Genomic DNA, 13,113 nt, shown 5'->3' on the forward strand with positions numbered 1-13,113 from the left:
CTCTCTGCCTCGTAAACGTCCCGTTTTCGGGATCTGTTTGAGAGTCTACATGCAATTTGGTGTTTGGGCTAGTGGAATGAGGGCCAAACCAGATTTTCAGCCCCCATGCTGTTTCGTTCGAATGATCAGACCAGCGCCAGCAGCTTTGCAACGTCCAGAAGACCCGCTTTTCCAAAAAGCTCATCCTTGGAAGGCATGACCGGATTACCGGCTGCATCCTTTTTCCCGTTCACGTCGTCCACCTGAAGCTCATTAACTGCGGCGGGCAACCAATACCAATGTGCAACACTGTGTCGAGTTGGACTTGCATTCAGCCCCTCGAACAGGTCCTTGATGTCCTTTCCCGACAAATTGACCGCAGATTTTCGCTGCATCAAGGCAATCGCCCCGGCGACCAGAGCACAAGCGCCAGACGTACCGCCAAACTCTGTGTACAGCCCAGCCGGATCGTCTCCTGCTTTTGCCCGAGCAGCGACCGGCCCCGCAAGCGTTCCTTCGACATAACCACGAGGTCCCGGCACGTCGAGCGTGACAAGTCGCTGAGGTGAATAGCTAAGGTAAGGTATTTTTTCCGTGCAAGATCCCGGTTTCTTGTGCAAATCGGGATCTACGTGAAAATCGCCAGCTGAAGCGGCTTGCCGGTCAAGGCGGATCTGGTTCCGGTTATACACCTCTCCGTCATCCGAAGGGGCCACAACGGTCAGGTGGTCGTCGGACGAATAGTTTGAATAGCCAGACCGAAAAGCCTGATAACTCACGGCACCTACAGAAATGACACCGTTATCTGTGTCGGACGACAAGCTGGCGGGGTAGATCAACTTGCTTCTGCCATCATTGCCCGCAGCGCAAACCACAGGGATTTTTTTGCTGACCCATGTGATGACCTTGCTCAGAAGAGCCCAGTCCGCGCTGATGCCAAGTGCATCCTGTGACGGCTCACCTAGCTTGGTTTCGTGAATCCGCGTCTTTTCGTCGTCATCCAGATCAGGATACCCCGGCCAATGGTTCGGGTCCGCAACATCCCTTGGGAAAAGGATCACCTCGACATCCTTCGAAAAGGCATACAGGAACGCTGCAATCAGTTCTCGCGGACTGGGAGAGATTGAGGTGGTGATTGGCAGGACTTTGCTCAGCGGGTCGACACCGAAATAGGTTGCGATGTTGCCCGCGTTACCGAACTGATCAGCCGCATATGAGGTGCCGCTGGTTAGACCTGCGCAGCTGGTCCCGTGCGCGGCATAGCGGTCATCATAGGCGTGAACATACCGTTTGACACCGCACCCTGACCGGATTTCATCGACGATCTTTTCTTCTGCCGAAGTGAGCGTGCCGATGGTCGAGCCTGCGGGCAAGCCATTCAGCCAAGAAACCTTTTCTTCCCGATGCTTGGCAGCCGCTGGGAACGAGGTCAGCAGATCGTATTTCACCCCATATGGATTGCTGGCAAGATCAATCGCATCGTCCCATAGAATCTGTCCGTCCCCTGTTGGTGCATCCAGATTCGGGTGATAGGGCGCGACACCCATATCGATCAGAGCGATATGTGCCTTGCTGTCCGGCGGCGGGGTGAAATCCCAAGCCACATCCCCAATCACCGGGCAAATCTCACCGCTTGCCGGAGGGGTCGGTACCGTGATCGCGTTGATCGCGACCAGATGCCAAAGATAGTAGAAACGTTCATAGTTTTCCTGACCGTCGGTCATCTCAAATCCTCCCCTATCTCAACCCAGCCACTCGTCCTGGGCGGCGTCCATTAGCTCGTCCAGAACCTCGGCCATATAGGCGACTGTCTTGCGGGCCAATTCCCGCCCTGCCGCCGTGTCGCTGGGATAGTGCAGCCCTGCCCATTCGCGGTTTTCAGCAATACGCTGTGCCCGATGGAAAAGGGCGATCGTACCAGGGTGTTCGGGCAGGATACGCGAAAACATATCGGCAATTGCGAAGGACTGGAAGGAATGGTTTGAAGGGTAAGCGGCGTGGTATGGCACCGCAATGTAAGGCCGGATCAACGGCTGAATAATGTTCGGGCGCGGTCGGCTGAACCGGTTCTTATAGGTCAGCCCGACCTCATTGGTCAGTTCCAAAAGAATAACCATTAGCGCTCGTGTAGCACCAAAACCTCCGTCGTCTTCGATGCCAAGGGGCGACAGGTAGTCATCGATCCCGAAACTGGCCTGCGCGACGATTTCTTCACGGCGCAACGCTTGGTCAGCGTTTTTCAATGCACCTTGCAGTTTGAGCAGATAGCGCGTCTCTTCAAGACTATCATCCGGCCCAGGAGGCGGAAGCAAATCGATGTTCTCCCAGATCTTGCCTTTGAGCTGATCTGCCAGCGGAACGCCGATCTGGCATATATCGCGGATCTCACGCCACCCGAAAGCGGCCTCGCTGCCCTCAAAGGCAAAATCGCTACGGTTCCGATTTCGGTTTCGGTTGCGATTTCTGTTCCGGTTTCTGTTCCGGTTCCGATTTCTGTTCCGGTTTCGGTTGAGCGCAAAGGCCGAGCTTTGGCTGAGCGATAGTGCGGCGACCCCAAAAGCGGATCTGTTCAGAAGTTCGTCCTGAACTGCATCCATAACCTCACTGACTTCGAACAAGCGCAAAACTTCACTATCGCTAAAGTACTTTCTAATTTCTTCAAGGTGATCAGCGGTGATCAATGTCGGATTGATCTTGCTCAGCGCCTCAATAAAGATCAGAGCGTTTTTACTTTGTGTGGCAAACAACGCGGCTTCAACTGCTGCACGCGGATCACCCTGACCCTGGCCCAGGCTTGCGGCTTTTAACGCCTTGCAGGAAATCAACTCACCACGTCGCGCAAGCATGCCAAACGCGTTGAGCGTGAATACATAATCCATATTGTCCCCCTTCCAAAACTCTTAAACCTGTTGTGGCAACCCGATCCGTGACAGGCCACTTTCCATCAGATGCGCGCTGAACCGGGTCGGCACCGGGAAACGATCCTGCTGAATGCACGCCAGTGACATGTCCGGCTCCAGGTTGATCAGCCGCTTCAAAGCCTGCTCCCCCATCTGGCGGTTTCCCGCATGTCCGTAAGCTGCCGCCAGATAGCGCATGACGGTTTTGAACTGCGGCTGCACCTCCATCACGGATTCACCAAACTCGATGGACTTCTCAAAATCGCCACTGACCAGCGACGCAACGCAGGCCGCACCGTCAAACAGATGCCGATACGGGCTGTGACGCCCAACCAGTCTGGCCTGCTGCGCAGCTTCCCGCGCCAACGCGGGTCGATCCGTATAGCAGTAGAGCATTGCGGCCGAATCCCAGCTCATGGCACGATACGGGCTAAGTTCCAACGCGCGGTCCACCAGATCCTGTGCGACCGAAAACTCGCGGAAAACGTAGGAATGCACATGGGCAACAAGACCTAGCACAGTGCCATTATTGGGGTCAGCCTCGACAGCGCGGCGGGCCAGGTCGCGCGCCTGCGCCTCAAGCGTAGCGTCCCAAGTGCCATATCGCTCGCCGACCTTGAACGTGGTCACATAGGCCAGCCAGGCCAGATAGACCGGCTTGGGGTCAAGCTCGTACGCGGCCAGGATGTCGGCTTCCAGTTCGTCCAACCCCGGCCCACTCATCGTCAACAGATGATGCACGGCCGCAACCGCCGTCTTGGCCGCATGATGCGCTGCCGGATCACGCATATGACGCCCGTTGAGCAGGGCGGTGAGCAATGCATCAGTGGCATAGCTGATAAAGGACGTCAGGCCAGAACAGTTTTGTCCCAGAAAGTCACCCTGATCAGCCACGACGTTCTGGCTCCAGATCACTTTCCGGTCTTCAGACCTCATGGCAGTTGCAGACACTTGCAGCATGTCACCGCAACTCGCCGCCCGGCATTGCAAGAAAAGATCAGGCCCTGCCGTCAGCGGATCGGTCGGGAGCGGGATCTGTGACACCCGGTAATCCTGCACTTCAAGCGCTTCGATCTCGATCAGCGATTTTGACAATTGTTCAGCAACGATGTTGGAGACAAAAGTGGCCGTCTCGGACCCTGCCCCCACATCCGGAGACAACAGACCAACCACAAAATTCGGACGGGGGTGTGCAATCGAAGACGGCAGTGAAACACGCGCAGGCTGGCTTGTTGGTACCGGCATGGGGCCTGCTGCTGATGCCTGCTCAAGCGCACCCTCTATCGTCGCCCGCGACACCGTGAACAGCTCAAGCGAAGCGCCGATATTCTTGAGCTTGGGACGGCCGACAGAGTTAAAGAGAAAGTCGTTTCGACCACGTAATGCATTGCGCACAACGCTTGAAACCAGAACTTCGCCGGGTGAGCCCACACTTTCGATCCGGGCTGCCGTGTTGACCGCGTCACCAATAATCTGATGATCGACTTCAAACGTGTCACCCAGATGCACGCCGATACGATACCCTTTTGCATAGCGTTCAGCGCTTTGAGTCAGCACCTCCTGCACCCCCAGTGCGGTTTCCACCGCAGCACGCGCGCTTGGGAACACGGCGCACAGGCCGTCACCCGTCAGGCCCGTCACGCAGCCGCGAAAGCTTTGGACCAGTTCGCTGGCGCAATTCAGGTCGCGGCGGATTGTGGCAAGAGTTTCAATTTCAGCTTCGCGTACTTCAACTGAATAGTCGCAAGCATCCAAAAACAGAATGGCCCTGAGCTGTGCCTTAGGCAATTCGGTCGGCCTGTATAGATTCAGGTTTAATCCCATGATCGTATCTCTGACTTCTTTAACTAATTGGGATGCACCGCCCCAAGAATGATCAAGCTGCATCCGATGCATGCGTGGCGCAGATCCAGAGGTTGTGCACGTTTCGGCGCCGTCTTTTTTCGCAGGACCGACCCTTGGTCTGAATGGGCTTCAAAAGGCTGTTGTCGGCCTGACGGAGAAATTCGGTTTCTAAAATATGTTAAGTTCAATCTAATGCAGCTTATTGTATGTGTTTTATGAACTTTCGTCGACTTAATTTTGCTTTACACCCTCAAACAGGACTTTTCCTGACGGCTCTGAGGGCGGTGGCAAGCTGGTCGAGATTGGCCAGAAACGACGTTTCTTTCCCGCAGAGGGCGTGTAATCGCCGCTAAAACACTGAAGGACAGTATTGAGAACGTGCTCCAGAAACCTCGACGTTACTGCTGCCTTGCACATCCAACGCGTGGGGCAACCGAACTGGAAAACCCAATCGACGTATGGTGTTATGCTGCCTTCCCAATGCAAACAAAAGGGACAGATAACGTTCTAAACAAGTGTCCTATTGCTTCGATAGAACTTACCAATGTCTCAACTATAACGAATGTACAGTTTACCGCCCGCAGTTTATTTCGAAGTGATCCAGATGCTCTCGCGGGCCCGTTCCCAAGTTGCACAACGCAGTAGGAACATTTTTGCCTGTTCAACAGCTCGAAAAGTGGCGCGCGTGGTTATCTGAGAATCGTTAATCCTGCAACGAATTTTAATATCACCAACGGTTGGCAGGGCTTTCTCTCTTGTCATTGTACAGAATCCGCGCCAATGGCGGTGCATGAGGTTCGACACTATCATATTGGGGGCCGGAGCCGCAGGCATGATGTGCGCAGCCCACTGTGGCGGGCACGTTTTGGTGATTGATCACGCCAAAGCACCGGGCGAAAAGATCCGCATATCGGGCGGTGGGCGCTGTAATTTCACCAATATGTACGCAAGCCCGAGCAACTTCCTGTCGCAAAACCCGCATTTCTGCAAATCTGCGTTAGCACGTTATTCGCAGTGGGATTTTGTCGATCTGGTTGGGCGTCACAATATCGCCTGGCACGAGAAAACGCTGGGTCAGCTGTTTTGTGATGGGTCATCGAAACAGATTATTAAGATGCTGCTGGACGAGATGCGCGAAGCAGGAGCAGAGCTGTGGGTGCAAACGTCCCTGCGCGATCTGCGCAAGACCGAAAGCGGGTTTGCATTGGAGGTCGAACGTGACGGGCAACGGCAGCACCTGACCTGCGCCAATCTGGTGCTGGCCACCGGCGGCAAGTCGATCCCGAAAATGGGCGCGACCGGGCTTGCCTATGACATTGCCGGGCAATTCGACTTGCGCGTGACCGACACGCGCGCCGCGCTGGTCCCGTTCACATTCTCGGATGGTCGGTTCAAGGACTTGTCCGGTGTTTCCTTGCCAGCGCGGTTGTCAAACGATCGCACCAGCTTTGACGAAGCGTTGCTGTTCACGCATCGCGGCCTCAGCGGGCCGTCAGTGTTGCAGTTGTCATCCTATTGGTCCGAGGGTGAAGCGATCTGGGTAAATCTGATCCCAGATCTGCCGTTGTTCGATCTGTTGCGGACACAGCGTCAGAGCGGGGGTCGAAAGGCTTTGACGACAGAACTGGCGCGCCATCTGCCCGCCCGGTTGGTCGACTATCTGAGCAAGGTCATTCCTATGTCCGGGAACCTTGCAGATCAGTCAGATGCGAAACTGACAGATCTGGCCGCAGCCCTTTCAGCGTGGCAATTGGTACCGTCGGGGACCGAAGGGTATCGCACGGCTGAAGTCACGCTGGGTGGGATCGATACCGACGATTTGTCTTCTAAAACCATGGAGGCCAAGGATGTCCCTGGCCTCTACGCGATTGGCGAAGCGGTGGATGTCACCGGCTGGTTGGGTGGCTACAACTTCCAATGGGCATGGTCGTCAGGCCATGCCGCTGGTGTTGCCATTGCCGCCAAGCATTAACCGACGACGTTATACCCGCGCCCGCGCATACAGTTGCGCACGATCACTTCCTGATTCTGAGTGTTGTTGATCGCGCTTGCACCAGCACCGATCAACGCACCGGCTGCTGCTGCACGGCCTAGATCACTGGCACTGTTGTCGATGATTGCAGTGGTTGCCGCAGCACCGGCGGCGCCGATGGCAGCGGCGCCGGCAGTGTTGCTGTCGAGCGTCGGCTGAGATCGTGCAAGCGCCTGACAATTGGCCAGATCGGACTGATAATTGGGCCCTACCGCCCCGTCGATGATCGGGACATAGTTCGCCCCGCTATTGGCGCAGGCTCCGGCCAGTGCAACGACAGGAAGGGCGAAGAAAATTTTGCGTGCAGACATATCCGCTACCTCTTTGTGAACTGAAGGTGACGCAACCTTACTTCCCACAAAGTGTCAATCTGATTGGGAAAAGTCCAGATCAACCGGCAGAGCGTCGCCTTACGTCAGTCGTTTGCGCACTTGCTCGGTAAAGTCATCGCCGCGTTGCTCGAAATTATCGTATTGATCGAAACTGGCTGCCGCCGGTGCCAGCAACACCGTGTCGCCCTCTTCTGCGTCTTCGATAGCTTGCGCCACTGCTGCCTCCATCGTGGTGCAAACCTGGGCGTCCGCTTCCAGCTGCATCGCAAAACCCGCCGCTTCGCGACCGATTACATAAGCTTTGCGCACCTGATCCGATGCCGTGTTCAGAGCTGCGATACCGCCCTCTTTCTCAAGCCCACCGCAAATCCAGCGGATATTCTTGAACGCGCTCAGCGCCTTCAAGGCGCTGTCGACATTGGTCGCCTTCGAATCGTTGACGTAAGTAACCCCACCCGCTTCGGCAATGATCTGGCTGCGGTGCGGCAGGCCCGGATAGGAATGAAGCGCATCCTCGATCACACGCGGCGCAAGACCCAACGACCGGCAGGCGGCGTAGGCCGCGCAGGCGTTTTGGTGGTTATGCGCACCGGGCAGACCCTTGATCGCGCGCAGGTCGATGGAACCTGCCTGACGCCCCTTGCGGTATTCCGACAAGAAACCTTTGCGTGCAAACACTTGCCACCCCGGACCTGTCAGTTTGCGCGCAACCGAGATGCGGATCACCCGGTCATCCGTTGGCCCTTCGGACAATTGCCCAGCCAGAAATGCGCCTTCGATCTCGTCAATGCCAATGATCGCGCGGTCTGGCCCGCCTTCAGCAAAGAGACGCCGCTTGGCAGCAAAATAGCCGCCCATGCCGCCGTGTCGGTCCAGATGATCGGGTGAGAGGTTGGTGAATACAGCCACGTCGGGAGTCAACGCACGAGCAAGTTCCGTCTGATAGCTGCTGAGTTCCAAAACCACCACCGAACCATCGCCGCCCGGATCAATATCCAGAACCCCGCGTCCGATATTGCCCGCCAATTGCGCCTCGCGCCCGGCCTCGGTCAGGATGTGGTGGATCAACGCCGCCGTGGTGGATTTCCCGTTCGAGCCCGTCACCGCAATCACGCGCGGCGGCGTGTCGTAGTTGTTCCATTCCGAACCCGCGAAGGAACGGAAGAACAGGCCGATGTCGTTGTCCACCGGCACGCCAGCGTCCAAAGCCGCGGAAACGACCGGGTTCGGTTCAGGATAAAGATGCGGAATGCCCGGTGAGACGATCAGCGACGCAATGCCGTCAAACGCGCCGTGTTTACGCAGATCGGCGCAGGTGAACCCCTCGCCTTCGGCAGTTTCACGAGCTGCCGGGTTATCGTCCCAGCACACAGGCTCAGCCTTGCCAGCACGCAAAGCGCGTGCTGTCGCCAAGCCCGATCGGCCCAGCCCCAGAACTGCAACTTTTTGCCCTGAAAAGCCTTTGACCGGGATCATGTCTTACTTCCTTCGTCTAGCTGTGCCTCAAGCCAATCCGCCCGTTCTTCGACAGGTCGCTTTGGAATAAGGGTGGTCTTGAAACCAAGTTTGGGCAAGCGGTCGCACAAACCCTCATATTCCGCAAGAGCGTCAACCAGATCGTGCTGACGCTGACTGTCTTTCACATAGATTTCAGGCCAGGGCGGGAACAGAAAAATCTGACGGTCATAGTCAAGCCGGACGATCTGGTCTCGCAGGGCATTGTCCAGATCAGTGCCTGTGCGCTCAAACCAGATCAATGCATCCAATGCGGACCGGTCGAATAGAACCAAACCGTCCGGGGCTTGGGTCATATCGTTGAAGGCCGTCTCGATGACTTTCCGACAAAACGCTTCGGGATCTGTCCAAGGCAAGGCGGTTCCATCGACTTGCTGTTCCGCGATCACAACGCGGCGACCGGGTTCTGTAACAGTCTCATAGCCGCGCCGCGCCATCTCTTGCAGGAGGGTGGATTTACCGCCTCCTGAACAGCCTGACAGCACAATGCGACGGTTGCTCACCTTACCTTCAGCGTTGCCAGTCCGATCATCGCCAGGATCAGCGAGATGATCCAGAAACGGATGACGATGGTCGGTTCAGCCCAGCCTTTTTTCTCATAATGGTGGTGGATCGGGGCCATCAGGAAGACCCTCTTGCCGGTGCGTTTGAAGTAGAGGACCTGAATGATCACACTCAGCGCTTCGACCACGAACAGACCGCCAACCACGGCCAGAACAAGCTCGTGCTTGGTGGCGACGGCAATCGCACCCAGTGCACCACCTAGAGCCAATGAACCGGTGTCACCCATGAAGACCGCCGCGGGTGGTGCGTTGTACCACAAAAAGCCCAAACCGCCGCCGAACAAAGCAGCCGTAAAGATCAGGATTTCACCGGTTCCGGGCACGTAGTGCACGTCCAGATACTCGGTAAAGTCCACACGTCCAACCGCATAGGCGATGATTCCAAGGGTCGTGGCGGCAATCATTGCGGGCATGATCGCCAGTCCGTCCAGCCCATCAGTCAGGTTCACCGCATTGGCGGCCCCCACGATTACGACCACCGCAAACGGAATATAGAACAGGCCTAGATTGACCAGAGTGTCTTTAAACACGGGCACCGCCAGTTGGTTCTGCAACGCCTCGGGATGGTGCAAAGATGCCCAGAGCGAGGCCAGAACCGCAATGATGACGCCCAACGCCAGACGCATCTTGCTTGAGACGCCTTTCGTATTTTGCTTGGAGACTTTGGCATAGTCATCCGCAAAACCGATGGCCGCATAGGCCAGCGTTACGAACAGAACCATCCAGACATAAGGGTTGTCCCAGCGTGCCCAGATCAGGGTCGATGTCACAAGCGCACCAACAATCAGCAACCCGCCCATGGTCGGCGTGCCCGCCTTGGAAAAATGGCCTTCGGGGCCGTCATCGCGGATCGGTTGGCCCTTGCCTTGCTTTTTGCGCAGCACATTGATCAAGGGCTTGCCGAACAGGAAACCAAAGATCAGCGCCGTCAAAAAGGCGCCACCCGCGCGGAAGGTGATGTAGCGGAAGAGGTTCCAGAAGTCCCCGCCATCCGACAGGGCGGTCAACCAATACAGCATGACAATACCTTTCTCACACGCGGCGTCTGGGTGCGATCACCCATCAAGCGCGCTCCCTTGCCCCATTTTACGCAGACCGTCAACAATCGTTGCCAATGCCATGCTGAGTGACCCTTTGGCCAATACCGTGTCACCTTCATTGATCAATGCAGGCAAATGCTCGGCCATCTCGGCGCTGGTTTCGAACCAGAGCCCGCGCTTGTCATCGGGTAGCGCCTTGTGCATGGCCTGCATCAAGGGGCCGATGCAATGCACCTGATTTACTTTCCCCATGGCTGCAACATTCGCCATTTCGGCGTGCATCGCCACTTCCTGCGAGCCCAGTTCCTTCATGTCACCCAAAAATGCGATGCGGCGAGTACCTTGCGACGCAGCCAGCACGTCCAGCGCGGCCTCCATCGAGGTTGGGTTGGCGTTGTAGCTATCGTCCAGCAGTTCGATTTGGCCACCGCCGGACAGCGGCAAGTTTTCGCGTACACCGCGCCCTTTGACCGGAGACCACGCGCGCAAACCCGCAATCGCCTGATCCAGATCGACACCCAATTCCACGCACGCGGCCAATGCCCCAAGCGCGTTCATGGCAAAATGGGTGCCGGCAGAATTGACGTCAAAGCGGATGGGATAATCGCCGATCACGGCTTGGGCGTTCACGGCGTTGGCCGCTTGCTGTACGTCGGTCAATCGGTAATCCGAGGCCTTGCGGCCGAAATCAACAATTCCCGTCCCGTGGCCCAGCGCGGTTTGGCGCAGAATGTCTGCGTGCTTGATGTCTGCATTTACAATCGCGGCCCCGCCTGGCTCCAACCCTTCAAAGATCGCCGCTTTTTCATGGGCGATGCCTGCAACTGATTCAAAGGCTTCCAAGTGCACCGCAGCCACGGTTGTGACCAGCGCCACATGTGGGCGCGCCTGTTTGGCCAGCGGGGCAATCTCACCCGGGTGATTCATACCGATCTCAATAACGGCGAATTCCGTGTCGCGCGGCATCCGCGCCAAGGTCAGCGGCACGCCCCAATGGTTGTTGTAACTGGCCACGCTGGCATGGGTCTTGCCTTGGGTTTCGAGGATCGTCGCCAGCATTTCCTTGGTCGAGGTCTTGCCGACGCTGCCTGTTACGCCCACCACGCGCGCATCCGTTCGCGCCCGTGCGGCCTGACCCAAGGCTTCAAGTCCAGCCTGAACGTCTTCGACGATTAGCAAAGGTGCGCCGTCCGGCACATCATCGGGTATGCGCGACACCAGTGCAGCGCCCGCCCCCCTTTCCAACGCCTGCGCCACAAAATCATGACCGTCCCGCGCGGCTTTAAGCGCCACGAACAAGTCTCCGGGCTGAAGGGTGCGGGTGTCGATCGATACTCCATTTGCGATCCAGTCGCGCGTCCCCTGACCGCCCGTGGCCTCAGCGGCTTCGGATGCTGTCCAGAGTGTCATGCTACCCTCCCGTCAAGCGCGGCCACAGAAATACTGGCCTGTTCAACGTCATCAAAGGGCAGAACCTGATCTCCGACGATCTGGCCGGTTTCGTGCCCCTTACCAGCAATCAGCAGCGCATCGCCCGGTTGCAGCGCGTCGATGCCACGCAGGATGGCTTCGGCACGGTCGCCGACTTCGGTCACACTGGCCTGACCTGCGGCCTCAAGCGCACCTTCCATGACGGCAGCGCGGATAGTGGCCGGGTCTTCGCTGCGTGGGTTATCGTCGGTGACAAACACCACATCAGCATGGTTCGCCGCCGCCTTGCCCATCAGAGGGCGTTTCGTGGCGTCGCGATCCCCACCTGCCCCAACGATGGCGATCAGACGCCCCATGACATGCGGGCGCAGCGCCTTGAGGGCCGTGGCCACCGCGTCGGGCGTATGCGCGTAATCCACAAAAACCGTTGCACCGTTGTCGCGCGTTGCGGCCAGTTGCATCCGTCCCCGTACCGTTGTCAGATGCGGCAGAGTTTCAAAGACCTGCTCGGGGCTGTCGCCAGCGGCGATGACCAACCCACAGGCCAGCAGGATATTTTCGGCCTGAAATCCACCAATCAGGTTTAAACGAGTCTGGTAGGTTCGGCCTTGCCACGAAAAGCGCAGGTCCTGTCCTGTGGCGTCAAACCGCTGATTGATCAGGCACAAGTCAGCATCGCCAAGACCAACGGTCAACACCGATTGGCCCCGGGATTTTGCGATCCGCTGGACCTGCGCCCCCTTAGGGTCACTCAGATTGATCACCGCCGTGCCGTCTTGCGGCAACACACGGTCGAACAACCCGGCCTTGGCGGCAAAATACGCCTCGAAGGTTTCGTGATAGTCCAGATGGTCTTGTGTGAAGTTGGAAAACCCTGCGGCAGTCAGGTGCACGCCATCCAGGCGACGTTGCTCCAGGCCGTGGGACGATGCTTCCATCGCGGCATGGGTCACACCATTTTCAGCCGCCTCTGCCAGACAGCAATGCAGGGTGATTGGTTCAGGGGTGGTGTGCGCCAACGGTGCGGTCCATGCGCCCTCAACCCCGGTGGTTCCAAGATTGACAGCAGCGTGATCCAATTCAGACCAAATCTGGCGCACAAAGGTGGCGACAGATGTTTTTCCATTGGTTCCCGTGACGGCGACGATGGTTTTTGGTTGTGCTCCAAACCACAACGCAGCCGCCCCGGCCAGCGCCTGACGCGGGTCTTCAACCACAATCAGTGCGGCGTCTGATGCAGAAAGCTCGACCTCGGCGATCTGAGCCCCTTCGGCATCGGTCAGGATCGCGGATGCACCCATGCGCAGGGCAAACTGAATGAACTCTCCGCCATGCACCCGCGTGCCGGGAAGGGCCGCGAACAGGAAGCCGTCTTTCACCTCACGGCTGTCAACAGCCAGACCTGTGATGTCAGGGTTTGCGCCCCCGCGTGCGGTCAGGGCCAGTTGGTTGAGTTTCTTTGTCCTTGTGCCCATG

The 13,113-nt window shown here is 57.4% G+C and carries 10 protein-coding genes; 1 reads left to right on the plus strand and 9 read right to left on the minus strand.

Going from position 1 to position 13,113, the window contains the following annotated elements:
* Positions 1 to 125: 125 nt before the first annotated feature.
* The 3 genes from ACR3EH_RS04090 to ACR3EH_RS04100 are packed head-to-tail and all read right to left on the minus strand — an operon-like array spanning position 126 to position 4,703.
* On the minus strand, positions 126 to 1,703 hold the full coding sequence (locus ACR3EH_RS04090) for a S8 family serine peptidase (RefSeq protein ID WP_171184987.1): 1,578 nt from the start codon (positions 1,701 to 1,703) through the stop codon (positions 126 to 128).
* 18 nt (positions 1,704 to 1,721) lie between these two features.
* A complete protein-coding gene (locus ACR3EH_RS04095; protein ID WP_171184988.1) occupies positions 1,722 to 2,858 on the minus strand; it encodes a phosphatase PAP2 family protein in 1,137 nt (378 codons plus the stop codon).
* Between the two features lie 21 nt (positions 2,859 to 2,879).
* Entirely contained in the window at positions 2,880 to 4,703 is a 1,824-nt protein-coding gene (locus tag ACR3EH_RS04100; protein WP_171184989.1) for an adenylate/guanylate cyclase domain-containing protein, read from the minus strand.
* Positions 4,704 to 5,514: 811 nt separating this feature from the next.
* On the opposite strand from ACR3EH_RS04100, the gene ACR3EH_RS04105 reads away from it, so the two are divergent.
* Entirely contained in the window at positions 5,515 to 6,696 is a 1,182-nt protein-coding gene (locus ACR3EH_RS04105; RefSeq protein WP_171184990.1) for a BaiN/RdsA family NAD(P)/FAD-dependent oxidoreductase, read from the plus strand.
* Here the strand turns inward: ACR3EH_RS04105 and ACR3EH_RS04110 are convergent.
* From ACR3EH_RS04110 to ACR3EH_RS04135, 6 genes are all read right to left on the minus strand, one after another.
* On the minus strand, positions 6,693 to 7,067 hold the full coding sequence (locus ACR3EH_RS04110; protein WP_171092324.1) for a glycine zipper family protein: 375 nt from the start codon (positions 7,065 to 7,067) through the stop codon (positions 6,693 to 6,695). The two genes, ACR3EH_RS04105 and ACR3EH_RS04110, sit on opposite strands and share 4 nt — an antisense overlap.
* Positions 7,068 to 7,166: 99 nt before the next feature.
* The gene (gene murD, locus ACR3EH_RS04115) at positions 7,167 to 8,564 is read right to left on the minus strand and encodes a UDP-N-acetylmuramoyl-L-alanine--D-glutamate ligase (RefSeq protein WP_171184992.1); all 1,398 of its coding nucleotides are present in this window, start codon (positions 8,562 to 8,564) and stop codon (positions 7,167 to 7,169) included.
* Positions 8,561 to 9,106 carry an AAA family ATPase gene (locus tag ACR3EH_RS04120; RefSeq protein ID WP_171184993.1) on the minus strand — a complete coding sequence of 182 codons (546 nt, stop codon included), beginning with the start codon at positions 9,104 to 9,106 and terminating at the stop codon, positions 8,561 to 8,563. Before ACR3EH_RS04120 ends, murD begins: the two co-directional genes overlap by 4 nt.
* Positions 9,103 to 10,185 (minus strand): phospho-N-acetylmuramoyl-pentapeptide-transferase, encoded by a 1,083-nt coding sequence (gene mraY, locus ACR3EH_RS04125; protein ID WP_171184995.1) that lies wholly within the window; start codon positions 10,183 to 10,185, stop codon positions 9,103 to 9,105. Before mraY ends, ACR3EH_RS04120 begins: the two co-directional genes overlap by 4 nt.
* A gap of 36 nt (positions 10,186 to 10,221) precedes the next feature.
* Positions 10,222 to 11,616: a UDP-N-acetylmuramoyl-tripeptide--D-alanyl-D-alanine ligase gene (locus ACR3EH_RS04130; RefSeq protein ID WP_171184997.1), complete on the minus strand. Its 1,395-nt coding sequence runs from the start codon at positions 11,614 to 11,616 to the stop codon at positions 10,222 to 10,224.
* Positions 11,613 to 13,112 (minus strand): UDP-N-acetylmuramoyl-L-alanyl-D-glutamate--2,6-diaminopimelate ligase, encoded by a 1,500-nt coding sequence (locus tag ACR3EH_RS04135; RefSeq protein WP_171184999.1) that lies wholly within the window; start codon positions 13,110 to 13,112, stop codon positions 11,613 to 11,615. The genes ACR3EH_RS04130 and ACR3EH_RS04135 overlap by 4 nt, the downstream gene beginning before the upstream one ends.
* Between the last annotated feature and the right edge of the window lies 1 nt (position 13,113).

Source organism: Ruegeria sp. BG7, assembly GCF_056535685.1.